General features: G+C 65.6%; 17 protein-coding genes and 2 pseudogenes. 13 read left to right on the forward strand and 6 right to left on the reverse strand.

Features of this window, described 5'->3' with window-relative positions; all coding sequences use genetic code 11:
• The first annotated feature begins 4 nt into the window (after window positions 1-4).
• Genes RA25_RS12745 through RA25_RS12765 form a run of 5 tightly spaced genes read left to right on the forward strand, consistent with a single transcriptional unit; the run spans window position 5 to window position 7,853 of the window.
• The gene (locus tag RA25_RS12745; protein WP_039172790.1) at window positions 5-1,687 is read left to right on the forward strand and encodes an ABC transporter ATP-binding protein; all 1,683 of its coding nucleotides are present in this window, start codon (window positions 5-7) and stop codon (window positions 1,685-1,687) included.
• Between the two features lie 4 nt (window positions 1,688-1,691).
• Window positions 1,692-4,133, forward strand: a complete 2,442-nt coding sequence (gene nirB / locus RA25_RS12750) for a nitrite reductase large subunit NirB (RefSeq protein ID WP_039172794.1) — start codon at window positions 1,692-1,694, stop codon at window positions 4,131-4,133.
• Entirely contained in the window at window positions 4,130-4,462 is a 333-nt protein-coding gene (nirD, locus tag RA25_RS12755; RefSeq protein ID WP_039172797.1) for a nitrite reductase small subunit NirD, read from the forward strand. Before nirB ends, nirD begins: the two co-directional genes overlap by 4 nt.
• Window positions 4,462-7,092: a nitrate reductase gene (locus RA25_RS12760; RefSeq protein WP_039172799.1), complete on the forward strand. Its 2,631-nt coding sequence runs from the start codon at window positions 4,462-4,464 to the stop codon at window positions 7,090-7,092. Before nirD ends, RA25_RS12760 begins: the two co-directional genes overlap by 1 nt.
• 11 nt (window positions 7,093-7,103) lie before the next feature.
• Complete coding sequence (locus tag RA25_RS12765; RefSeq protein WP_052254241.1) at window positions 7,104-7,853, forward strand: SAM-dependent methyltransferase; 750 nt, start codon at window positions 7,104-7,106, stop codon at window positions 7,851-7,853.
• 89 nt (window positions 7,854-7,942) lie between these two features.
• Here the strand turns inward: RA25_RS12765 and RA25_RS12770 are convergent.
• A pseudogene (locus tag RA25_RS12770) lies at window positions 7,943-8,154 on the reverse strand (transposase); the annotation flags it as partial.
• Between the two features lie 222 nt (window positions 8,155-8,376).
• The gene (locus tag RA25_RS12775) at window positions 8,377-8,793 is read right to left on the reverse strand and encodes a c-type cytochrome (protein ID WP_052254242.1); all 417 of its coding nucleotides are present in this window, start codon (window positions 8,791-8,793) and stop codon (window positions 8,377-8,379) included.
• Between the two features lie 174 nt (window positions 8,794-8,967).
• Between RA25_RS12775 and RA25_RS12780 the strand changes: the two genes are divergently transcribed.
• From RA25_RS12780 to RA25_RS12790, 3 genes are read left to right on the forward strand one after another with little or no spacing between them, the layout of a single operon-like run.
• Entirely contained in the window at window positions 8,968-9,963 is a 996-nt protein-coding gene (locus tag RA25_RS12780; protein ID WP_039172800.1) for an HlyD family secretion protein, read from the forward strand.
• On the forward strand, window positions 9,960-12,650 hold the full coding sequence (rbbA, locus tag RA25_RS12785) for a ribosome-associated ATPase/putative transporter RbbA (RefSeq protein WP_039172803.1): 2,691 nt from the start codon (window positions 9,960-9,962) through the stop codon (window positions 12,648-12,650). The genes RA25_RS12780 and rbbA overlap by 4 nt, the downstream gene beginning before the upstream one ends.
• Window positions 12,651-13,775, forward strand: coding sequence for an ABC transporter permease (locus tag RA25_RS12790; protein WP_039172806.1), 1,125 nt, complete (start codon window positions 12,651-12,653; stop codon window positions 13,773-13,775).
• On the opposite strand, the gene RA25_RS12795 is transcribed toward RA25_RS12790, so the two are convergent.
• Window positions 13,772-14,179 carry a universal stress protein gene (locus RA25_RS12795; RefSeq protein ID WP_039172807.1) on the reverse strand — a complete coding sequence of 136 codons (408 nt, stop codon included), beginning with the start codon at window positions 14,177-14,179 and terminating at the stop codon, window positions 13,772-13,774. The genes RA25_RS12790 and RA25_RS12795 overlap by 4 nt on opposite strands.
• A gap of 177 nt (window positions 14,180-14,356) precedes the next feature.
• On the opposite strand from RA25_RS12795, the gene RA25_RS12800 reads away from it, so the two are divergent.
• Window positions 14,357-15,202: a universal stress protein gene (locus tag RA25_RS12800; protein ID WP_039172810.1), complete on the forward strand. Its 846-nt coding sequence runs from the start codon at window positions 14,357-14,359 to the stop codon at window positions 15,200-15,202.
• 40 nt (window positions 15,203-15,242) lie between these two features.
• Window positions 15,243-16,061: a formate/nitrite transporter family protein gene (locus tag RA25_RS12805; RefSeq protein WP_039172812.1), complete on the forward strand. Its 819-nt coding sequence runs from the start codon at window positions 15,243-15,245 to the stop codon at window positions 16,059-16,061.
• A 10-nt stretch (window positions 16,062-16,071) separates the two neighbouring features.
• Here RA25_RS12805 and RA25_RS12810 read toward each other — a convergent pair whose 3' ends face one another.
• The 3 genes from RA25_RS12810 to RA25_RS12820 are packed head-to-tail and all read right to left on the reverse strand — an operon-like array spanning window position 16,072 to window position 20,652.
• Window positions 16,072-17,217: a site-2 protease family protein gene (locus RA25_RS12810; RefSeq protein WP_039172815.1), complete on the reverse strand. Its 1,146-nt coding sequence runs from the start codon at window positions 17,215-17,217 to the stop codon at window positions 16,072-16,074.
• A gap of 58 nt (window positions 17,218-17,275) precedes the next feature.
• Window positions 17,276-17,989 (reverse strand): VIT1/CCC1 transporter family protein, encoded by a 714-nt coding sequence (locus RA25_RS12815; protein ID WP_039172893.1) that lies wholly within the window; start codon window positions 17,987-17,989, stop codon window positions 17,276-17,278.
• A 44-nt stretch (window positions 17,990-18,033) separates the two neighbouring features.
• Window positions 18,034-20,652, reverse strand: coding sequence for a cation-translocating P-type ATPase (locus RA25_RS12820; RefSeq protein ID WP_039172817.1), 2,619 nt, complete (start codon window positions 20,650-20,652; stop codon window positions 18,034-18,036).
• A 289-nt stretch (window positions 20,653-20,941) separates the two neighbouring features.
• Between RA25_RS12820 and RA25_RS12825 the strand changes: the two genes are divergently transcribed.
• From RA25_RS12825 to RA25_RS23015, 3 genes and pseudogenes are all read left to right on the forward strand, one after another.
• Window positions 20,942-22,150 (forward strand): Fic family protein, encoded by a 1,209-nt coding sequence (locus RA25_RS12825; RefSeq protein WP_039172819.1) that lies wholly within the window; start codon window positions 20,942-20,944, stop codon window positions 22,148-22,150.
• Between the two features lie 175 nt (window positions 22,151-22,325).
• Window positions 22,326-23,163: pseudogene (gene repA / locus RA25_RS12830) on the forward strand (plasmid partitioning protein RepA); the annotation flags it as partial.
• 39 nt (window positions 23,164-23,202) lie between these two features.
• Window positions 23,203-23,373 (forward strand): hypothetical protein, encoded by a 171-nt coding sequence (locus RA25_RS23015; RefSeq protein ID WP_019296424.1) that lies wholly within the window; start codon window positions 23,203-23,205, stop codon window positions 23,371-23,373.
• Window positions 23,374-23,391 lie beyond the last annotated feature (18 nt).

A 23,391-nucleotide genomic window follows, 5' to 3' on the forward strand; every position in this document is an offset into this window, starting at 1 on the left:
CGTCATGAGCATTCTTGAGTTCAAAAACGTCTCCAAGAGCTTTGGCGAGGGCAACAGCCGCACCGACGTTCTGAACAACATCAGCCTGCAGGTGCAGGAGGGCGAGTTTCTTGTGCTCTTGGGCTTTTCCGGCACCGGCAAGACAACCCTAATCAACCTGATGGCCGGGCTGGAGAGACCGGCGGAGGGGTCGGTCAAGTACCGGGGCAGGGAGGTCACCGGCCCCGGTCCCGAGCGCGGGGTGATCTTCCAGAGCTATTCGCTGATGCCGTGGCTGACGGTGAACGGCAATGTTGCGCTTGCGGTTGACACGGTCTTTCCCGGCCTCCCGAAGGCGGAGAAACAGGCGAAAGTGGACCATTATGTGGAAATGGTCGGCCTCAGCCACGCTGCGCACCGCCGCCCGGCGGAGCTGTCGGGGGGTATGCGCCAGCGGGTCAACGTGGCGCGGGCGCTGGCGATGGATCCGGAGATGCTCTTGCTGGATGAGCCGCTGTCGGCGCTGGACGCGCTGACCCGCGCCAATCTGGCGGATGAGATCGAGGCGATCTGGGAGGCGGACAAGAAGACCTGCGTGCTGATCACCAACGACGTGGATGAGGCCATTCTGCTGGCCGACCGCATCCTCGCCCTGAACCCGGACGGCAGCCTGGGGGAGGCGTTCACCGTCGCCATTCCCCGCCCGCGCGACCGCTCCGCGATGAACACGGACGAGAGCTTCAAGCGCCTGCGGGCGTCGGTCACCTCCCGCTTGATGGATGTGGGCATCCAAGCGAGGGCCGAAGGCACGAAGACCCTGCCGGACGTGACCCCGATCCACGGGCTGCCGACGGCTGTGGCGGAGGCTGCAAAGTCGATCACCGAGGAGCGGTTTCTGGATTTCTCGCAGCTGCACAAGATCTACCCGACGCCCAAGAGGCCGCTGACCGTGGTCGAGGATTTCAATCTCAAGATCAATAAGGGCGAGTTCATCTCGCTGATCGGCCATTCCGGCTGCGGCAAGTCCACGGTGCTGACCATGGCCGCGGGGCTGAACCCGATCTCCAAGGGGGCGATCAAGCTGGACCGCCGCCACGTCGAGGGTGCCGACCCGGAACGCGCCGTGGTGTTCCAGTCGCCCAACCTGTTTCCCTGGCTGACCGCGCGGGAGAACTGCGCCATCGGGGTCGACAAGGTCTATCCCAAGGCGTCGCAGGCCGAGCGGCAGGACGTGGTCGAATACTACCTGGAGCGCGTCGGCCTGGCGGATGCGATGGACAAGCCCGCACATGCGATGTCGAACGGCATGCAACAGCGGGTCGGCATCGCCCGCGCCTTTGCGCTTTCCCCGAAACTCCTGCTGCTGGATGAACCCTTCGGCATGCTCGACAGCCTGACCCGCTGGGAGCTGCAGGAGGTGCTGATGGAGGTCTGGAGCCGCACCAAGGTGACCGCCATCTGTGTCACCCACGACGTGGATGAGGCGATCCTGCTGGCCGACCGGGTGGTGATGATGACCAACGGACCCCAAGCCACCATCGGCAAGATCACCGACGTGGACCTGCCGCGCCCGCGCACCCGCAAGGCGCTGCTGGAGCACCCGGATTACTACACCTACCGGCAGGAGGTGCTCGATTTCCTGGAGGAATACGAGCACGGGGCGAAACCCGCTCCCAAACCAGCCGCAAAACAGATCGCAGCGGAGTAAGACCATGACCCAGAAACTCGTCATCATCGGGGCCGGCATGGCCTCTGGCCGGGTGATCGAGCATCTGCTTGATGCCGATCCCGGCGCCTATGACATCACCCTGTTCAACGCCGAGCCGCGCGGCAACTACAACCGCATCATGCTGAGCCCGGTGCTATCGGGCGAAAAGATCTATGAGGAGATCGTAACCCACAGCGACGAGTGGTACGCGGAGCGCGGCATCACCTGCAGGTTCGGCGAGCATGTGGTGAAGATCGACCGGGAAATGAAGGTGGTCGAGGGTGAAAACGGCCATGTGCCTTATGACAAGCTGTTGATTGCCACCGGCTCTGCCCCCTTCATCATCCCAGTGCCCGGACACGACCTGCCGGGGGTGGTCTCCTACCGCGACCTGGATGACACCAACGCGATGATCGAGGCCGCCGCCAAGGGCGGCAAGGCGGTAGTGATTGGCGGCGGCCTTTTGGGGCTGGAAGCGGCCGCAGGCCTCAAGGAGCGCGGCATGGATGTGACCGTGCTGCACCTGACGGGCCACCTGATGGAGCGCCAGCTGGATGAGGCCGCGGGCTACCTCCTGCGCAAGGATCTGGAGGCGCGCGGCATCACCGTGAAAACCCAGGCCGCGACCAAGGCGATCCTGGGCGAAGACCGGGCGCAAGCGGTGCTGCTGGAGAGCGGCGAGACGCTGGGGGCCGATCTGGTGGTGATGGCGGTGGGCATCCGTCCGGAAACCCGGCTTGCCAATGACGCGCATCTGGATGTGGCGCGCGGCATCGAGGTGAACGCGCAGATGCAGACCTCCGACCCGGATGTCTATGCCGTGGGCGAATGCGTGGAGTTCGGCGGCCATCTGTTCGGCCTCGTCGCGCCGCTGTACGATCAAGCCAGGGTGCTGGCGGACAGCCTGCTGGATCAGCCCAACGCCTTTGCGGTCAAGGAGCTGGCGACCAAGCTCAAGGTCACTGGCTGCGATCTGTTCAGTGCGGGGGATTTTGCCGAGGGAGAGGGGCGCGAGGACATCGTCTTCCGCGATCCCTCCCGCGGGGTTTACAAGCGGCTGGTGATCGAGGACGACCGGCTGATCGGCGCGGTGATGTACGGCGACACCGCCGACGGCAGCTGGTTCTTCGGCCTGATCAAGGACGGCGCGGCTATCGAGGAGATGCGCGAAACGCTGATCTTCGGCCCGGCCTTTCAGGGGGGCGCCTCCGCGGACCCTCTGTCAGCCGTTGCAGCCTTGCCGCCTGAGGCGGAGATCTGCGGCTGCAACGGCGTCTGCAAGGGTCAGATCACCCGCGCCATCGAAGGCGGTGCCACCGATCTTGGCGCGATCCGCGCCACGACCAAGGCCAGCGCCTCCTGCGGCACCTGCACCGGGCTGGTGGAACAGCTGCTGGCGGTGACGCTGGGCGATGGCTATGCCGCCCCGCAGGCGCAGCCCGTCTGCGGCTGCACAAGCCACACCCACGAGGACGTCCGCCGCCTGATCAAGTCGCAGGAGCTGAAAAGCCAGGCCGCGGTCTGGCAGGAGCTGGGCTGGACCACGCCCAACGGCTGCCATGTCTGCCGCCCGGCGGTGAACTACTACCTCTTGGCAGACTGGCCGCTGGAATACCGCGACGATCCGCAAAGCCGTTTCGTGAACGAGCGCAAGCACGCCAACATCCAGAAGGACGGCACCTTCTCGGTGGTGCCCCGGATGTGGGGCGGTATCACTACGCCGGATGAGCTGCGCGCGATTGCCGATGCTGCTGACAAATTCGCGGTTCCGACGGTCAAGGTGACCGGCGGCCAGCGGATTGACCTGCTGGGCGTCAGGGGTGAGGACCTGCCCGCGATCTGGTCCGACCTGAACCGCGCCGGCCTGGTTTCGGGCCATGCCTATTCCAAGGGGCTGCGCACGGTAAAAACCTGTGTCGGCACCGATCACTGCCGGTTCGGCACGCAGGATTCGACCGGGCTGGGCATCAAGCTGGAAAAGCACCTGTGGGGGTCCTGGACGCCGCACAAGCTGAAGCTGGCGGTCTCCGGCTGCCCGCGCAACTGCGCCGAGGCAACCTGCAAGGACATTGGCGTGATCTGCGTCGACAGCGGCTACGAGATCCACGTCGGCGGCGCAGCCGGGATGGAGATCAAGGGCACTGAGCTGCTGTGCAAGGTGGTAACCGGGGAGGAGGCGATCGAGGTGATTTCGGCCATGACCCAGATCTACCGTGAAAACGCCCGGTACCTGGACCGGATCTACAAATGGCTGGCCAAAGTGGGGCTCGACTGGGTCAAGGAACAGATCGTGGACGACGTGGAGAACCGCAGGGCGCTGGCGGAGCGGTTTGGGCTGTCGCAGTCCGTCTACCGCAAGGACCCCTGGGCGGAGCACGCGCAGGACAGCACCACAAGGGCGCAATATGCGCCGCTTGCCAATCTCACATTGGAGGCTGCGGAATGAACTGGATCGACATCGGCCATATCGACGACATCCCGCTGCATGGCGCGCGGGTGGTGAAAACCCCGGCGGGCTGCGTTGCCCTGTTCCGCACCGGTGCGGCAGAGGTCTTTGCCGCCGACGACCGCTGCCCGCACAAGGGTGGCCCGCTGTCCGAGGGCATCGTGCATGGCCAAAGCGTGACCTGCCCGCTGCACAACTGGGTGTTCGATCTGAACACCGGTGCGGCGCAGGGGGCGGATGAGGGCCGGATCGGCACCTATCCGTTGCGCGTGGAGGCCGGCCGTCTGCTGATCGACGGTGCTGCCGTGGGCAAGCGGAGCGCGGCGTGATGGCCGGCAGCACGCCGGACGAGATCCGTTCCGCCTGTCCCTATTGCGGCACCGGCTGCGGCGTGCTGCTGCGCCCGGACGGGCAGGGCGGGCTGGCGGTGCGCGGTGACCCGGAGCACCCGGCCAACCGCGGGCGGCTGTGCTCCAAGGGGCTGGCGCTGGGGGAGACGCTGGGCCTGGAGGGCCGCCTGCTGGCGCCGCAGGTGAACGGGAAGGAAACCGATTGGGACAGCGCCCTGGATCTGGTGGCCGCCAGGTTCCGGCAGACGGTGGAACAGCACGGCCCGGACAGCGTCGGCTTTTACCTGTCGGGCCAGATGCTGACCGAGGATTATTATGTCGCCAACAAGCTGATGAAGGGCTTTCTCGGCTCCGCCAATATCGACACCAACTCGCGCCTTTGTATGGCGTCTACCGTGGCGGGGCACAAACGCGCCTTTGGCACCGACACGGTGCCGGGCACCTATGAGGACCTCGAAAAGGCCGATCTGATCGTTCTGGTAGGCTCCAACCTGGCCTGGTGCCACCCGGTGCTGCATCAGCGCATCCTGGCGGCGCGGGAGGCGCGCGGCACCAAACTGGTGGTGATCGACCCGCGCCGCACCGCCAGCTGCGATCAGGCGGACATGCATTTGAAACTGCGGGCAGGCAGCGATGTGGCGCTGTTCAACCGGCTCTTGGCGGCGCTTCACGAAGGCGGTGCGCTGGATGCGGAATATCTGCGGCATGTGAACGGGCTGGGCGGGGCGCTGGACGCTGCCTATGCCGCCGATGCGAGGGAGACCGGACTGTCTGACAGCGAAATAACGGCTTTCTGCGATTTGTGGATGCACACGGAAAAGGTGGTGACGATCTTCAGCCAGGGGGTGAACCAATCCACCTCCGGCGCGGACAAGGTGAATGCGATCCTCAACTGCCATCTGGCAGCCGGCCGGATCGGCAAACCCGGCTGCGGGCCGTTTTCGGTGACCGGCCAGCCCAATGCCATGGGCGGGCGCGAGGTTGGCGGGCTGGCCAATATGCTGGCCTGCCATATGGATCTGGACAACAGCCGCCACCGCGATGCGGTGCAGGCCTTCTGGGACGCGCCCGCGATGCCTGACCGCGCGGGCCTGAAGGCGGTCGACCTGTTCTGCGCTGCAGGCGACGGGCGGCTCAAGGCGCTGTGGATCATCCACACCAACCCCGCCGTCACCATGCCGGAGGCCGATGCCGTCTCCGCCGCGATAAAGGCCTGCGATTTCACCGTGGTCAGCGACATTACCGCCGCAACCGACACCGCCCGTCTGGCGGATGTGCTACTGCCCGCTGCCGCCTGGGCGGAAAAGGACGGCACCGTCACCAATTCGGACCGCACCATCAGCCGCCAGCGCGCCGCCCTGCCGCCGCCGGGTGAGGCCCGCGCCGATTGGGACATTCTGGCCGGTGCGGGCCGGCGCATGGGCTGGGGCGCGGCGTTTGATTACCAGTCTCCGGCGCAGGTCTTCCGCGAACATGCGGCCTTGTCCGGGCTGGCAGGCGGCTTCGGGCTGGACTTCGATATCTCCGGCCTCAGCTCCCTGTCCGATGCTGGCTATGACGGGCTGGCCCCGGTGCGCTGGCCGGTCAACCGCGACAGGCAGGGCGGGCGGTTCTTTGCGGACGGGCGGTTCTTTCACCCCGACGGCAAGGCCCGGATGCTGGCGGTCCGGCACAGGCCCCCGGCGGCCGCCCCGGACCGCCAGTACCCGTTCCGCCTGAACACCGGCCGCATCCGCGACCAGTGGCACACGATGACCCGCACCGGCATGGCGCCGCGCCTGTCCGGACATCTGGCCGAGCCTTTCGCCGATATCCACCCGGAGGACGCCCGGCGGCTGGGCGTGCAGCCCGCCGACCTGCTGCAGCTCAGCAGCCCGCACGGGCAGGTCATCCTGCGCGCCCGGATCACTGCGGATGTGCAGCCCGGCGACCTGTTTGTGCCGATCCACTGGACTGGAGAAACCGCCCCTTCTGCGCGCATCGATACCCTTGTCGCCGCCGCTGTTGATCCGGTTTCGGGCCAGCCCGAAAGCAAAGCTGCCGTTGTTGCGGCGGAACGCTGGCAGCCCGCCTGGTACGGCTTTGCCGTATCCTGCAGTCCAATGACCCCCCAGGCAGAATACTGGGCCGCGGCACGCACCGGATCCGGATACCGGGCGGAACTAGCGGGGCTGGCTCCGCTTGTGGATCTTGAAGCCGTTGCGCGGGGGCTCTTCGGCTTGCCGGACGTCGGCGTTCAGGTGATGACCGACCGCCGCAAGGGCATCGCCCGGCTGGCCCTGTTTCAAGACGGCAGGGTCATGGCCGCGCTGTTCACTGCGCCGGAGCCGATAGCGGTCAGCCGTGACTACCTGGCGGGTCTGCCGGGCAGCTGCACGGCAGAAGTGCTGACCGGCGTTCCGGCGGCGGGGCGGCCTGATCCAGGGCCTGTGGTCTGCGCCTGTTTCGGCGTCGGTGCCAACACCATCTTGCAGGCCATCGAAAGCGGCGGGCTGTTGAGCGTGGACGAGGTCGGCGCTGCCTTGCACGCGGGCACAAATTGCGGCTCCTGCCGCCCTGACATTGCAGACCTGCTGGCACGGCGCCCGTTCAGGCAGGCCGCGGAATAGGAGGGTTTCAGATGCCGGTTCCTCCAGCAAAGGCGTCCGCGATCTGCTCACTCTGCGCGCTGTGCAAGGGCTGCAGCAGGCTGATACGGTTTTTCGATCGCCTTGTCGAGAAAGAGGTTCTGAGCCTTGCTCGGCCTGCAGCCAAACGGGTCTTTGCCAGGAAACACGTCGGGGCCCACAGCTGGCCGCAGGACAGGATCAACGCGGCCGTTGTGGGGGAGGCCTTGAAGGGCCGCCGGGTCGTGCGCCTGAAATCGGGAGATCCCAGTATCTTCGGGTGTGCTGCGGCAGAACTGGCCGCCGCGCTTGCAGCAGACATCGATGCGGAGATCGTTCCCGGGATCACCACTGCCTGCGCCGCCGCTGCGCAATCCGGTACGCCACTGACCGAACGCGGCCTGTCTGACACGCTTGTGCTGACCACTGCCAGATGCAAAGCCGGCGACTCTCTGCCCGATTACGTCCGGCATGAAATGCCGGGAACCACAATTGCCTACTACATGTCGGTGGAGCAGGCACCGCGGGTGCGCGACGGTCTGCTCGGCCAAGGCTTGTCAGCCTCCACTCCGGTCACGATAGCTGCGGATGTTTCCAAGCCAAGTGCACGGACCGTCTCTTGTGGCCTCAGCGTGCTTCCGGACACCCTGAAACTTCATGAAATCTCCGGTTGTGCAGCAATTATCATCACATTTCCAAAACTCGGGTCCGGGCAGGTTTCTCTCCCAAAAACTAAGTCTTGCCGGCAAATAGCACGGCCTTAGGCGGGCTGCCGGAACGCGCGAAATTCCTTCTGCCATGCGGCGCGAGTTTTTGAGCATTGCAGAAGATCAGGCTCTGGTCTCATTGAATTTCAACGCCAGCAGATGACGAGGGCGGTAAGAGATATAGCTGACAGGAAGACTTTTGAGCATTGCTGTACCGTGTGGCGGCCCGCCGCCAGTCCTTCTGCCTGCCGAACATAATCTCAATGCGGTTGCGCCGCTTATATCGGCGTTTGTCGTATCTGATGGCTTTCTTGCGCTGCTGTCGGCCGTGGATACGGGCACGTATCATTTTGTCTTTAAACATTTTATAACCTACATCTTGGGCGTCCGTCATCCAGAAATGATCAGACACACACCATTCGTTTTTCAACCGTGAATCATGCCGCCAATCGGATATCAACGGGTCCTGAGCCTTATAGGAGACGCAGTTTGGGGTAGCGCGTACCCGGGCAAAAATGAATTCCAATAATCATACTTATGTTAAATAATTTAACCGAGCAAATTACCTGATGCGGACCAGTCAGTCCGTCCCTTCAGCCAGACTTTGCACCGACTGAAGGTATGTGATGACGTTGCCCAGGGAGCGGGATACCATCATAGGCTGACCGCTTGGCAGGGCCAAAGTCACAAATTGATCCTCATCCAGGGTCGGGCCAAACATTGGCATATCACCGTGGGCGGCAACCGGCTGGCGGCCATCTATTTGCTTGGCAACAGCTGCCATCGGGAATTCACCGTAATTGCGCGCGGCCAAGTGAGTCAGGTCCGGCGGCTGCAAGGCCATCATCTCCGCCATCGGTCCCAGGCTTGCCGCGTCCTTGCCGTGGCATTCAGCGCAGAAATACAGGAACAGGTCCCGCCCCTCTTCCACGCCGTGGCTTTGCGCCCAGCCCGGCCCTGCCGCAATTGCAAGTGTTGTCGCCAGCCGCATCAGCATTGCTGTTCCCCTTTGCTCCGGAACCTCCGTGCCGCCCGGCCCGAACCCGGTATCTACCGCACATGATGTGATGATAGCGGCAATCCGGCAGCGCAGGATTGACTCAGAGCAAGGCAGGATGAGCGGAACCCGGCTAGGCTCCGCAACTGCTGCAACGGGACGGGGTGCTTTGCCATGACCAAAACTGCCGGTGCACTTCTTGCCGCGGTGGCTGTTCTGCTCTCGGCCGCCGCCGTCTATCTGTTCATTTCAGAAAATGGCGCGGACTTGCCGGATGGCTTCGTCCAGGGCAACGGCCGGATCGAGGCCGAACAGGTTGAGATCGCCGCCGCCCGGGCCGGCCGGGTGGCCAAGGTGCTGGCGGCCGAGGGCAGCCTGGTGGCGGCGGGCAGCATCCTGGTGGAAATGGACACGGATGAGCTGGCGGCGGCGCATGACCGGGCCACCGCCGAAGCCGCGCTTGCGCGCCAGACCAAGGCCGAGGCCGAGGCGCTGGTGGTCCAGCGCCAGAGCGAGCAGCGCCGCGCAGAGCATGAGCTGGACCGCGCCACCGCCCTGCTGGCCGGGCACAACATTTCAGAAACCGTGTTTGAAGAACGCGAAACCGCCCATCAGGTCGCCGAGGCGGTGCTCGGCGCGGCCAAGGCGCGTGTCGCCACCGCAGAGGCCCGCATCGCAGCGGCAGAAGCCGAGGTCCGCCGGATTGCCGCGCAGATCGAGGACAGCACCCTCACCGCACCGGTGCCGGGCCGGGTCCTGTACCGGCTGGCGGAACCGGGTGAGGTGGTCGGCGCCGGCGGCCCGATCCTGACGCTCCTGAGCCTTGAAAACATCTATATGGAGGTATTCCTGCCCGCCCGCGAGGCCGGCCTTCTGCCGATCGGCGCCGAGGCCCGCATCGTGCTGGACGCCCTGCCCGATTATGCCATTCCCGCCACCGTCACCTTCGTCTCGCCAGAGGCCCAGTTCACCCCCAAGCAGGTCGAGACCCTCAGCGAACGCGAGCAGCTGGTGTTCCGCGTCCGCGTCCGCATCCCGCAGGATCTGGTGGCGGCGCGGATCGAACATGTGAAAACCGGCCTGCGCGGCATTGCGGTGATCCGGCTCGACACCGCCAAGGAATGGCCCGAAGCGCTGGAGCGGCGCATCCCGCCTGAGCTGTTCGAATGACTGCCCGGGCAGACAGTCCCGGGATACGCATCGCGGAGGTCAGCCACCGCTACCGCAAGCATACTGCGCTGGACACGGTCTCCCTGGACCTTCCACCGGGCCGGCTGGTCGGTTTCATCGGCCCGGACGGGGTCGGCAAGTCGACCCTTCTGGGCCTGGTCACCGGCGCCAAGAAGCTGCAGGCCGGCACCTTAGATGTCCTTGGCGGCCCCATCGGCGACGCCGCGCACCGGCGCCGCATCTGCCCTGCCATTGCCTTCATGCCGCAGGGTCTGGGCCGCAACCTCTATCCTGAGCTTTCCGTACGCGAAAACCTGGAGTTCTTCTCGCGGCTGTTCGGCCAGGGCGCGGCAGAGCGCGAGGCCCGCATCGCATCGCTCCTCACAGCCACCGGGCTGGCGCCGTTTGAAGACCGGCTGATGGGCAGGCTGTCGGGCGGCATGAAGCAGAAGCTGGGCCTCTGCTGTGCCCTGATCCACGACCCCAAGCTGCTGGTGCTGGATGAACCGACCACCGGCGTTGACCCGCTGTCGCGCCGCCAGTTCTGGGCGCTGATCGGCGCCATCCGGAAAACCAGCCCCGGCCTCACCGTGCTGGTTTCCACCGCCTATATGGAGGAGGCGCAAAGTTTCGACTGGATCGTCGCCATGGATGCGGGCCGGGTGCTGTACCAGGGACCGCCGGATGACCTGAAGCGCCAGACCGGCGATCTGGAAACCGCATACCGCCAGCTGCGGGCAAACGGCAGCCCGCCGCCGGTTCAGCACCCTGCCCCAGCGGCGCACAGCGGCGAGCCGGTCATCACCGCCCGCGGCCTGACCCGCCGCTTTGGCGATTTCACCGCCGTTGACCACGTCGATTTCAGCATTGCCCGCGGGGAAATCTTCGGCTTTCTTGGCTCCAATGGCTGCGGCAAGTCGACAACCATGAAGATGCTGACCGGCCTCTTGCCCATCAGCTCCGGCGAGGCGCAGCTGTTCGGCAAGCCGGTGGATGCCAGGAACCGCGCCCTGCGCCGCGAAATCGGCTATATGAGCCAGGCGTTCTCGCTTTATGGCGAACTGACCGTTGAGCAGAACCTGCAGCTACACGCCCGCATTTTCGGGATCAAGGACCGCGCGGCCCGGGTCGCCGAACTGACCCGGCGCTTCGGCCTGGAGGCGCACAGCACCTCCCTTGCCGCCGCCCTGCCCCTGGGTATCAAGCAGCGCCTGTCGCTGGCGGTAGCGGTGATCCACCGTCCGCGGGTGCTGATCCTGGACGAACCGACCTCCGGCGTCGACCCGGGGGCGCGGGATATGTTCTGGGCGCTGCTGCTTGAGCTGTCGCGCAACGACGGTGTGACGATATTCGTCTCTACCCATTTCATGGGCGAGGCCGAACGCTGCGACCGGGTTTCCTTCATGCACGCGGGCAAGGTTCTGGCCGAGGGCACGCCCAAGGCGCTGATGGCATCGCAGGTTGCGGACACGCTGGAACAGGCCTTTGTCTCCATCCTCAGGGCCGCCGACCCCCCTGCCCCGGTCTCCGCACCCGAAACAACGGTTCAGACAAAAGGCCGCGCAGCGGGCGGCCTCACCCGTGCGCTGGCCTATGCGCGGCGCGAAACGGTGGAGGTGCTGCGCGACCCGGTGCGGCTTGCCTTTGCCTTCCTTGGCTCGGTGATCCTGATGCTGGTGTTTTGTTTTGGCATTTCGCTGGACATTGATGAACTGGACTATGCCGCGCTCGACCTGTCGCAAAGCCCCGAAAGCCGCGCCTATCTGGCGGAGATTTCCGGCTCCCGCTACTTCCGCCCCGCACCGCCCCTGGCCAGCGCCGCCGACGGGCGCAAACGGCTGGTCTCGGGCGAGGTCTCGCTGGTGGTGGAGCTGCCCCCAGATTTCGGCCGCAAGCTGCGCGCCGGTGAACCGGCAGAGGTGCTGGCGATTGTCGATGGCGCTATCCCCTTCAAGGGCGAAACGGTGGAGGGCTACGCCGCCGGCCTGCACCAGACCTTCCTGAACGCTGAGGCCGCCGCCAGTGGCACCCGTCAGCCCGAAATCACCCGCATAGAGCCGCGGTTCCGCTACAACCAGAGCTTCGAGAGCATCGCGGCCATGGCCCCTGCGATGCCCGCAATCCTGCTGATCATGCTACCCGCGGTTCTGATGGCGGTCAGCGTTGCGCGGGAGAAGGAGCTGGGCTCGGTCACCAATTTCTACGTCACGCCCACCACCCGGCTGGAGTTCCTGATCGGCAAGCAGATCCCCTATATCGTGATCGCCTATTTGAACTTCCTGCTGCTGACGGTGATGACCATCGCGGTCTTCGGGGTGCCGCTCAAGGGCGACCCGCTGCCCCTGGCCCTTGGCGCGCTGCTCTATGTCTGGGCCGCCACCTCCTATGGGCTGCTGATTGCCACCATGACCTCCAGCCAGGTGGCGGCGACCTTTGCCACCACCATCGCCTCGGTGGTGCCGACGATCCAGTTCTCCGGCCTGCTGCAGCCGGTCTCGACACTGGAACCCGGCGCCCAGACCATCGGCGCGCTCTGGCCGTCATCCTATTTCCTGCATCTGAACGTCGGCGCCTTCACCAAGGGGCTGGGCTGGGAGGCGCTGCTGCCCGATATCCTGGCGCTGGCCTGCTTCGGACCGGCCCTGACCCTGCTGGCCGCGCTGGCGCTGCGCGCGCAGGAGAAGTAGATGCGGCGGCTCTCCTGCATATTCTGGCTCGGCCTCAAGGAGATGATGAGCCTGCGCCGCGACTGGGTGATGATGGCGCTTCTGGTCTGGTCCTTCACCCTGGCGCCGGTGATGGAGGCAACCGGGGTCGCAACCTCGGTCAACAACGCCTCGATCGCCTTTGCGGACGAAGACAACTCGCCGCTGTCCCGCACCCTGGCCGCCGCGTTTTTCCCGCCGGAGTTCCAGCCGGTGGTGCAGATTGAACCCGGTACCGGTGCCGCCCGGATGGACGCCGGCCACTTCCTGTTCGTGGTTGCCGTGCCGCCGGGGTTCGAAAAGGACGTCCGCGCAGGCCGGGTGCCGGAGATCCAGGTGCTGATCGACGCCACCGCAATGGAACAGGCCGGCATCGGCGCCAATTACATTACCAGCATCCTCAGCACCGAAATCCGCCGGTTTGCCATCGGCGCTGATCTGGCCGTGCCGCAGCCGCTGGACATCATCATCCGCAGCGCCTTCAACCCGAACCGCGACACCGTGCGCTTTGCCGGCATCAACGCGCTGATCGGCCAGATCATGTGGCTGACCACCATCCTAACCGGCGCCGCGATGATCCGTGAGCGCGAGCACGGCACAATTGAGCACCTGCTGGCGATGCCGCTGTCGCCCTTCGACATCGCCGCGGCCAAGATCTGGGCCAACGCCGCGGTGGTGCTGGTTGCGGCAGCGCTGTCGCTGGGTTTTGTGATGCAGGGCGTGCTGGAAATCACCATCGCCGGCTCCAAGCTGCTTTTCCTCTGCGGCACCGCCCTGTTTCTGTTCACCGCCACCGCGCTGGGAGTGTTCCTGGCCACGGTCGCGCGCTCGATGGCGCAGTTTGCGCTGCTGGTGATGCTGACCATCCTGCCGATGCTGATGCTTTCGGGCGGTGAAACCCCGGTGGAAAGCCAGCCCGCCTGGCTGCAGGCTGCCACCACCCTCCTGCCCTCGCGCCACTACATGGCCGCCAGCCAGGCCATCGTCTTCAAGGGTGCGGGTTTTGACACCGTCTGGCCCGAATTCCTGTGGATGGCGCTGCTGGGCGCGGCCCTGCTGGTAACCAGCCTGGTGCTGTTCCGCCGCTCAGTCGCGCAGGACGGCTAGCGGAGCACGACGACGGTGCATTTGGCATGACGCACCACCCGCGCCGCGGTCGAGCCAAGGAAGTAATCCTGCAGGCCCGGCCGGTGCGAGGCGATGACAATGCAGTCGGCGCCATGCGCCTCCGCGTAATCAGTAATCGTGCGCCCGGCATGGCCGGTCACTACATCCGCCTTGACGTCCGTCACCCCGCCCAGGTCCGCCTTGAGCGACTCCAGCATCTCTGCGCGGGTGCCTTCCAGCAGCCCCTCCGGCAGCTGCTGCACCACATAGCCGGGGATCTCGTCAGCCACGGTCAGCGCGGTGATCCTGGCATCGCTGTCCGCCAGCAGGCGGGCAGCCTCCAGCGAGCGGGCCGTATTGGCACCGTGATCCGGTGCGACGGGAACCAGAATATGCTTGTACATCGTGATCCTCCTTTGATGCCGCCCGAGTGTACGCCGCCCGCCGCCGCCCCGCATTGACGGAGGTTAGCCGCCCCAAGGCCGCCGATTGATCCGGATCATGGCACCTGCCGGCAAACCTGTTCTACTGGTGAACGCGGTGCGCACCCCGCCTGCCGCGATCCAGCCCGGAGGCCCGCCATGCAACGCAAAACCTCTCTCTTCGTGCTTGCCACTGACACCAGCGACGCAACCATCACTGCCGCCGCCGAGGCGGCGCAGAGCCAGGATGCCTATCTGGCCTGCCTGCTGCTCGATAATCCGCCCGGCAGACCCTACTTTGTCTCCGGCACAACAGCTTTCGGCTCGGCTGCGATGCCTGCGGACTGGGTGGATCAACTGCGGGACGCCCGGCAGGCAGCCCAAACCCGCGCCGCAGAGGTGAACGATCTCCTCACACGCAACACCTGCTCCGGCGATGTGCAATATGCGGTTTGCGCCGGTGCGGATATCCGGCTGCTGTGCGCCCAGCGGGCCAAGACCTGCGACATCGCCCAGTTCGCCGATGGCCTCAGGGACCACGAGGCTGTTTTCCGCGAAGCACTGCATGGCCTCCTCTTCCAGTCGCCGGTACCGGTGATTGTGAACGGCGCGCCTTTTGCCAGCTACAGCCGCGTTTTCCTGGCCTGGGACAGCAGCCCTGCTGCCTCCCGCGCGGCCCACGCGGCGCTGCCCTATCTGCGCCACGCTGACGAGGTCGTGATCGGCTGCTTTGAAACCAGCACCTCCGATCAGCGCGGCGGTGAGGATCCGGGCACCGATGCCGCCGTATGGCTCAGCCACCAGGGCTGCAAGGTGACCGTGTCTCAATTCCCCGGCGGCGGGCAGGATGTCGGCCACGGCATCCAGCAGCGCGCGCGCGAGGCCGGGGCCGGGCTGGTGGTGATGGGCGCCTATGGCCATTCCCGCCTGCGCGAGGCCGTTTTCGGCGGCACCACCCGCACGATGATCGAGCAGACGGACCTGCCGGTCCTGTTTGCCCACTGACGCCCTCTGCCCCCTAGCCCATGAACTCAGGAGCCGCCTTATGACCAGCCAGGCCCCGTTTGATGCCTACAAGCCTGCTGAAATCGCAAACCTGGTAGAGACCGCCGGGACCGCCAAGGCCCGGCTGCCGCTGCCGCAGATGTTCGTGCTGGCGATGCTGGCGGGCGCTTTCATCGGCTTCGGCGCGGCGGCCTATACCATGACCCTGACCGGTGCATCCCCCGTCACAGGGCCTATACGGGTGCTCGGCGGCGCGGTGTTCTCGCTCGGCCTGATCCTGGTGGTTATCGCCGGGGCAGAGCTGTTCACCGGCAATGTGCTGATGGTGATCGCCGCGGTGGACCGCAAGATCCCGCTGCGCCTGCTGCTGCGCAGCTGGGGCGTGGTCTATGTCGGCAATCTGGCCGGCGCTGCCGGGCTGGCCGCCGCCTTTGCCCTTACAGGGCTGCTGGACGGTGCAATGGGTGCAACCGCCGCCGGGATCGCAGAGGCCAAGGCCGGCCTTGCCCCGCTTGAGGCCTTTATGCGCGGCGCGCTGTGCAACGCCCTGGTCTGCCTCGCCGTCTGGCTGTCTTTCGCGGCCCGCACCGCCGCCGGCAAGGTTCTGGCCATCCTCTGGCCGATCACCGCCTTCGTTCTGCTGGGGCTGGAGCACTCCATCGCCAACATGTATTTCTTCCCGCAGGCGTGGGCAGCGGGAGCGGACCTTCCCCTTTCTGCGGCAGCCGCCAACCTGTTCTGGGTCACCGTCGGCAACATCGCAGGCGGCGCGGGCGGGGTCGCCCTGGCCTACTGGTTTGCCTTCCTGGGCGGCTCTGCGCAGCGCCAGCCTGAACAACCGACTGAGCAAAGCCGCTGACACGCAGGGTTCACTCCGCTTTGCTGTCCGGCAGCCGGATTTCCTGCAGCACCGCCAGATACCCCGTCAAATCAGACAGCGTGACCACCCCCAGCAGCTGGCGCTCCTCTGCCACCAGAAACTTGCGCCGCCCGGTGGAGGAGATCTTTGCCATCAGCTCCGCAGCCGGCATTTCAGGGCCGACCGTATTGTCCGCATCCGCCGGAACATAGACGTCGCCGACATGGGTTTCCGCCCAGTCCGCGCGCGGGGTCTGCGCCAGCAGGCTGGTATCTGCATAGCCCAGCAGCACGTCGCCCAGCACCATCGGTACAAAACTCTTGCGCGCGCTTAGCATCACGTCATCCGCAAGGTATTGCAGGCTGACCTCCGGCTGCACCGATATCACATGATGTGTCATCAGCACGGCAACCGTCTTGCCCTTGAACGCAGCCTCTTGCAGCTGGCGGGCATAGGTGCCCTTGGCCGCCGCCAGCACAAACACCCCAATCAGCACCTGCCACAGCGAGGCAACCGGATTGCCAGAAAACAGCCCGACGATGCCAAAGAAGATCAGCGCATAGGCAAAATAGCTGCTGATCCGCGTGGCGGTGGCGGTCGCCTGCAGCAGGTCGCGGTTGCGGCTCCACAGGAAGGCGCGGAAGATCCGCCCGCCATCCAGCGGAAAGGCCGGCAACAGGTTGAACACCGCCAGCACCAGGTTGATCAGCGCCAGGTAGTCCAGCACCGGGTTCAGCGCTATTCCCGGCGCAAGCCACCCGCCCATCTGCGCCAACAGCCAGAAGCCAAGAGCCAGCGCAAAGCTCATCAAAGGGCCGGCAATGGCAATCCAGAACTCGCTGGCGGCAGTCTTCGGCTCCGATCCCAGCTGGGCAACCCCGCCGAAGATGAACAGCGTGATCCCCTTGATCTCAACCCCGTAGCGCCGGGCCACCACCGAATGGGACATCTCGTGCAGAGTCAGAGAGGCAAAGAAGCCCAGCATCGCCAGCAGCGCCAGTGTGAGATAGACGCTGCCGCCGGCACCGGGATAGACCATCGGAAAATACTGCGAAGACAGGCTCCAGGTGATCAGCGCGGCGATCAGCGCCCAGCTCGGATCGATGCGGATGTCAAACCCCTGCAGGGTGGCGATCTTGATGGCATTGGAAAACATCGGCTCCCCCTCCGGTCCCCAGCTTAGGGCCAAACTGGCCCCGCCCCCTTGATCCGGCTCAAGCCCGGAACAGGCTGCCCGCCAGATAGGCCACCGCAGCCGCGCAGGAGCCGATTGCCAGCGTCTCCAGCCCGGATTTCCACCAGGGCGCCAGCGACCAGACGCTCTTGCTGGCGCCGATGCCAAAAAACACCGCCCCGGTGGCAATGGCCGCCGTCAGGAACGGATCAGGCAGCCCCAGCATGAAGGGCAAGAGCGGCACGATGCCCGCGGCCATAAAGGCGGCAAAGGTGGTCAGCGCCGCCGCCACCGGGTTGGGCTCGGCCGGCGCCAGCCCGTATTCGCTGGTCAGCATCAGCGAGATCCATTTCTCCGGGTTGGCGGCAACCGATTGCACCGCTCCGTCCAGCACCTCGCCGCTCAGCCCTAGCTCCTGAAAGATCTGGCGCAACTCCTCGCGCTCGCCCTCCGGGTAGTCGCGGATATGGCGCTTCTCCACCTTATAAAGCCGCCGCCGGTCGTCCAGATCCGCCTTGGTGCCCAGGTAATTGGCCGCCGCCATGGAAAACCCGTCCGCCAGCACGTTGGCAATGCCCAGGGCAATGATCACGCCTTGCGAAAACCCGGCCCCCTCGACACCCGCGGCAATGGCAAAAGTAGTGACCGCACCGTCAATGCCGCCGTAAACCGCGTCCCGCAGCCGCCCGCTTCCATTGCTGCCCGCAAGCCGCCGCGCGATGTCTTCCTTGCTGTGCCCGTGATCGCCCTTCATACCCGCAGGATGGCCCGGAACGGCAAAACCCGCATTGAGGGAGGTCAAGCCGCAGCCGCAGCCCGCGTGGTCCGGCGGCTGGCGAGATAGCGCAGGGTTTTCAGCCCCTCCGGCACCACTAGGATCGGCAGCACCAGCAGCGCGATCAGCCCCCACTGCTCCACCTGCAGCGGCACCGTATGCAGCAGCACCTGCAGCGGCGGCCAGTACACCGCCGCCACCTGCGCCCCGATGGTCACCGCCAGCGCCGCCAGAAGCAGCGGATTGCTGAACACCCCGATCCGCCAGCACGGCAGATGCAGGGAGCGGAAGGCAAAGACGCTGGCCTTCTCAAAGACCACCATGGCAGTAAAGGCGGCGGTGCGGGCCAGATCTTCGTTGCCGTCCAAGAGATGCAGGAACAGCCACAAGCTGGCGAGCCCGGTATAAAGCCCCAGCGCCAGAATGGTCAGCAGACCGGCCTTTCCCACAATCGGCGCGTCCTTCCTGCGGGGCGGATGCTCCATCTGGTCCGGCTCGCCCTTCTCCAGCCCCAACGCCACCGCCGTCACCCCGTCCGTGACCAGGTTCATCCACAGGATCTGGGTCGCCAGAAAGATCAGCGGCCCGCCGATCAGGATATTGATCAAGAGCGCAATCACCTCCCCCGCGTTGGAGGACAGAAGGTAGCGCACGAACTTGCGCACATTGGTGAACTGCCGCCGCCCCTCGCCGATGGCCCGCACGATGGTGGCAAAGTTATCGTCCAGCAGCACCAGGTCAGAGGCATCCTTGGCCACATCCGTGCCCCGCACCCCCATTGAAATCCCGATGTCGGCCTGCTTCAGAGCCGGCGCATCGTTCACCCCGTCACCGGTCATCGCCAAGATCTGATGCTGCCCTTGCAGGGCAGAGACGATCCGCATCTTGTGGGCGGGCCTTGTACGGGCAAACAGCACATCCTGCTGCAGGATCCGGTCCAGCTCCGCATCCTCCAGCGCCTCCAGCGCGTCGCCGGTCAGGGTCTTTCCGGCAGGCAGGCCCAGCCGGGTTGCGATCGCCTTGGCAGTCAGCGGGCTGTCGCCGGTGATCATGATCAACCGGATGCCTGCCGACTGGGCCGCGCCGATGGCGTCCCGCACCTCCGGCCGCGGCGGGTCGATCAGCCCCGCCAGCCCGAGGAAGGTCATGTCCTGCTCGCGGATCTCCCCGCCGTGCGCCGCGCCAGCCGCCAGGCCGATCACCCGCAGCCCCTCCGCTGCCATCACCTCATAGGCTTCGGTGATGGCGGCCCCCTCCCCTGCGCCCAGCTTCCGCGGGCCATCCTGCGTCAAAACTTCTGTGCAGAGGCCCAGAACCTGCTCCGGTGCGCCCTTGGTCAGGACCTTTTCGCCGCCGCCGCTGCGCGCCAGCACGCTCATCCGCTTGCGCTCGCTGCTGAAGGGGATTTCCGCCAGCACCGCATCTGGCGGCGGCAGCGCTGCCCAGCCCTTGTAGCCCAATGTGACCAGCGCCCCCTCGGTCGGGGCGCCGGTCATCTGCCAGTGGTCGCCCTCCTGGTGCAGGCTGGCGTGGGTGCAGGTCAGCCCCGCTTCCAGCAGCTCTGCCAGCACCGCATCCTCCCGCGCACCGGTAACGGCCCCCTCACAGGCAATATGGCCCGCCGGATCATAGCCGGTGCCGGTCACCTGATAGCTGCGGTCCAGCGTCCAGACCCGCGTCACGGTCATCTTGTTTTCAGTCAGGGTGCCGGTCTTGTCGGTGCAGATGACCGAGGCCGCGCCCAGCGTTTCCACCGCCTGCAGACGCCGCGCCAGCGCCCTTTGGCGCACCATTGCCGCCGCCCCCAGCGCCAGGGTGATGGTGACCACCGCAGGCAGCCCCTCCGGCACCATCGCCACCGACAGCGACAGGCCGGTCATGAACATCTCCGCCGCGTCCCGCCCCATATACAGCCCCAGCGCCAGGATCGCCGCCGCCACCGCCAGCGCCGCAAACCCCAGTTGCCGCGCCAGCCGGCCCAGCTGCACCTGCAGATTGGTCTTCTTCAGGCCCACCGCCCCGGTCAGCGCCGCAATCTCGCCAAAGGCGGTGCGCGCGCCGGTCGCGGTGACCACCGCCAGCGCGCGGCCCGCCGCAACCACCGTGCCGGCAAACACCTCTGCAGTGTCTGTGCCGGGCGCCTTGTCCACCGGAACCGATTCCCCGGTCAGCGCGCTTTCATCCAGCCGCAGCCCGGCAGCTTCGTGCAGGTGCGCGTCAGCAGGCACCCGGGCGCCCGCCTCCAGAATGATCAGATCGCCCGGCACCAGCTCGCGCGCCTCGATCACCTGCTCGCGCCCGTCCCGTACCGCCAGCGCCTGCGGCGATAGCATGCTGCGCAGGCTTTCCAGCGCGGTCTCCGCCCGCCATTCCTGCACAAAGCCAAGGATCCCGTTCAGACCGATCACCAGCCCAATCGCCAATGTGTCCGTATACTCGCCCAGCGTGAAGGCGATGATCCCCGCAGCGATCAGGATCAGCACCAGGAAATTGCTGAACTGGCGCAGGAACACTTGCAGCGGCCCGGTCCGCCTGCCCCGCGGCAGCTCGTTCCATCCATACGTCCGCCGCGCCGCTTCCGCCTGCTGCCGCGTCAGCCCGCTGAGCCTCCCGCCACTGCTGTCCTGAACCGGGTTTGCCATGCGCTTTGCCCTCCGCAGCCGCCCCCGGCCGCCGTTTTCAGCCTGCCGCAACTTTGGCCCCTCCGGCAACTGCACCAACGCCGCAGGGGGCCATTCCGAATGCGAACCGGAACATGAACCGGAACTAAAAGCAGAACATAATCAGCAGAAAAAACCCGTAGAACATTTATAACACAATGATAATAATGTTATTTTATCCTGTTTCCCGGCGGAAATAAGCGGGCTATAAAACGGAACTTGAACAGGAACAAACGGGCGTCAAACCCCAAAACCGGAACAGGGGAACTGCATGGCGGCGGACAGGCCAACCGACTTGGCGGATGATGGCGAGCCGATCACCATCGTCGAGCCGATGATCCCCGAAGAAGCCTCCCGGCACCGCCCTGCCCTCAACGATCTGGCGGTGGAGCTGGCGATGGCCTCCTCAGCCCTGCGCGCCGCCCTGCCAGAGGCCGTCCGCACCCCGCTGGCCGGCCTGGTGCGGTCGATGAACTGCTACTACTCGAACCTGATCGAGGGCCACAACACCCACCCGGTCGATATCGAACGCGCGCTCAACCATGATTTCAGCCAGGACCGGGCCAAGCGCGATCTGCAGCTGGAGGCGGTTGCCCATATCGCGGTGCAGAAGTGGATTGATGAGGGCGGGCTGCCCGGCCATCCGCTCGAGCCCGCGGTGCTGCAGGAGATCCACCGCCGGTTCTGCGAGAACCTGCCCGGCAGCCTGCTGGTCACGCGCACCCCCGACGGCACGGAGACCCGGATCATCCCCGGCGCCTTCCGCACCGACTATGTGCAGGTGGGAAAACACGTCGCCCCCAGCCCCGGCGCGGTGGCGCGGCTGCTGGCCCATATGCGCAAGATGTACGGCACCCAGGGCCGCAGCGGCGCGATCATCGCCACCGCCTGCGCCCATCACCGGCTGGTCTGGGTGCACCCCTTCCTGGATCTGAACGGGCGGGTGTCGCGCATGGTGGCCCACGCCATGCTGCGCCAGAACGTGAATTCCGAGGGCCTGTGGTCCGCCTCCCGCGGCCTCGCCCGCAAGGAGGCCGAGTACAAGCAACGCCTGATGGCCGCCGATGAACCCCGCCACGGCGGCGCCGACGGGCGCGGCAACCTGTCGGAGCAGCGGCTGGCGGAGTTTGCCGCCTTCTTCCTGGAAACCGCGCTCGATCAGGTCCGCTTCATAGAGCAGCTGATGCAGCCGCAGGCCCTGCGCACCCGGGTTGAGGCCTGGTGCCAGCAGGAAATCAAGGCAGGCCGCCTGCTGACCGGCGCCGAAACGGTGATGCGCGAGGCTCTAACACTGGGCAAACTGGAACGCGGCAGCGTGCACGGCCTGCTTGGCGTCAGCGACCGCCAGGCCCGCAAGGTGACCGCCGGATTGCTGGCGGCCGGCGCCCTGGCATCGCCAACCCAGCGCGCACCTTTGCAGCTGAACTTCCCGGCTACCCTGGCCGGAGACTGGATGCCCGGCCTGTTTCCCAGCCGCTGACACCGCGCCCCTGCCCGCCCGGCAGCCGCCAACTATAGAAAACGCTTGCACGAAATCCCGCTCTTTGGCCAACAGTCCCGGAAAAGAGGCGGCAAACGCCAAATTCCGTGAACGCGCCAGGCAGCAAACACACGGGTAAAATGCAGAGCGGCGCAGATGGCAGGCACAAGGGAAGATGGGTCGTGCATACACACCTAAGGATCTGAATGCGGTGATCCTTCTGCATTCAGAATGTATTGCGGCCCAGCTCCACGTGCAGCACGAGTTCTTGAAAAACCGATTGCAAACCAGGCGACTACCTGCTCCGTCGGCACGATGGTGATCACATGCAGTTCATCGGCGTGATGAATTTCAAGGGCGGCCCCGGCAAAATCACCACCTCCGCCCATCTGACGCAGCGCCTCGCGCTCAAGGGCTACAGTGTGCTGGCGATCGACCTTGACCCGCAGGCGTCCCACCTTGCCCTGCACGGCGTCCAGCCGGAGTTCGACCTCAAGGACGGCGGCACGCTTTACGACGCCATCCGCTATGACGACCCGGCGCCGATCTCCTCGGTGATCCGCAAGACCTATATCCCGAACCTCGACCTGATCCCCGGCAACCTCGAACTGATGGAGTTCGAGCACGACACCCCCCGTGCGCTCGCGCAGGGCAGCGCCGGATTGTTCTTTTTCCGGGTCAAAGAGGCTCTAACACATGTCGATTCCGACTATGACGTGGTGGTGATCGACTGCCCGCCGCAGCTCGGCTTCCTCACCATGTCGGCGCTCTCCACCGCAACCGGCGTGCTGGTCACCATCCACCCGGAAATGCTCGACGTGATGTCGATGTCGCAATTCCTGCGCATGACCGCCGACCAGATGGACGTGATTGCCTAGTCCTGCGCTGACATGAGCCACGACTGGATGCGCTACCTCTTGAACCGCTATGAACCGTCGGATGCGCCGCGGAACCGCATCGTTGCCTTCCTGCGTACCATGTACGGCTACAAGGCGCTGTTCGCGCAGGAGCTGGTCGAAAATAGCTTTGGCAACTAGTCGCAGGTCGTCGAGGTGCTGGCCGTCACCAAATCCTCCGTCTCAATCGCCATTGACGAGGCAATCGGCACCGATCTGATCCGCGCCATCGGCTCGGCACAGGGCATCGGCCGCCACCGCTGGGACGCGCTGGCCAAGGCGATTCACGGGCCGCTCGTCTTTTTGTCTTTCGTGATGATGGCATAGGATATATGCCCCTCACGC

Source organism: Leisingera sp. ANG-S5, assembly GCF_000813925.1.
Lineage (GTDB): Bacteria > Pseudomonadota > Alphaproteobacteria > Rhodobacterales > Rhodobacteraceae > Leisingera.

What these genes read in the sequence shown, in the direction of transcription:
- RA25_RS12745 (WP_039172790.1), top strand. Translation starts at nt 5, where the DNA reads ATGAGCATTCTTGAGTTCAAAAACGTCTCCAAGAGCTTTGGCGAGGGC.
- nirB (WP_039172794.1), top strand. Translation starts at nt 1,692, where the DNA reads ATGACCCAGAAACTCGTCATCATCGGGGCCGGCATGGCCTCTGGCCGG.
- nirD (WP_039172797.1), top strand. Translation starts at nt 4,130, where the DNA reads ATGAACTGGATCGACATCGGCCATATCGACGACATCCCGCTGCATGGC.
- RA25_RS12760 (WP_039172799.1), top strand. Translation starts at nt 4,462, where the DNA reads ATGGCCGGCAGCACGCCGGACGAGATCCGTTCCGCCTGTCCCTATTGC.
- RA25_RS12765 (WP_052254241.1), top strand. Translation starts at nt 7,104, where the DNA reads ATGCCGGTTCCTCCAGCAAAGGCGTCCGCGATCTGCTCACTCTGCGCG.
- RA25_RS12775 (WP_052254242.1), bottom strand. Translation starts at nt 8,793, where the DNA reads ATGCTGATGCGGCTGGCGACAACACTTGCAATTGCGGCAGGGCCGGGC.
- RA25_RS12780 (WP_039172800.1), top strand. Translation starts at nt 8,968, where the DNA reads ATGACCAAAACTGCCGGTGCACTTCTTGCCGCGGTGGCTGTTCTGCTC.
- rbbA (WP_039172803.1), top strand. Translation starts at nt 9,960, where the DNA reads ATGACTGCCCGGGCAGACAGTCCCGGGATACGCATCGCGGAGGTCAGC.
- RA25_RS12790 (WP_039172806.1), top strand. Translation starts at nt 12,651, where the DNA reads ATGCGGCGGCTCTCCTGCATATTCTGGCTCGGCCTCAAGGAGATGATG.
- RA25_RS12795 (WP_039172807.1), bottom strand. Translation starts at nt 14,179, where the DNA reads ATGTACAAGCATATTCTGGTTCCCGTCGCACCGGATCACGGTGCCAAT.
- RA25_RS12800 (WP_039172810.1), top strand. Translation starts at nt 14,357, where the DNA reads ATGCAACGCAAAACCTCTCTCTTCGTGCTTGCCACTGACACCAGCGAC.
- RA25_RS12805 (WP_039172812.1), top strand. Translation starts at nt 15,243, where the DNA reads ATGACCAGCCAGGCCCCGTTTGATGCCTACAAGCCTGCTGAAATCGCA.
- RA25_RS12810 (WP_039172815.1), bottom strand. Translation starts at nt 17,217, where the DNA reads ATGTTTTCCAATGCCATCAAGATCGCCACCCTGCAGGGGTTTGACATC.
- RA25_RS12815 (WP_039172893.1), bottom strand. Translation starts at nt 17,989, where the DNA reads ATGAAGGGCGATCACGGGCACAGCAAGGAAGACATCGCGCGGCGGCTT.
- RA25_RS12820 (WP_039172817.1), bottom strand. Translation starts at nt 20,652, where the DNA reads ATGGCAAACCCGGTTCAGGACAGCAGTGGCGGGAGGCTCAGCGGGCTG.
- RA25_RS12825 (WP_039172819.1), top strand. Translation starts at nt 20,942, where the DNA reads ATGGCGGCGGACAGGCCAACCGACTTGGCGGATGATGGCGAGCCGATC.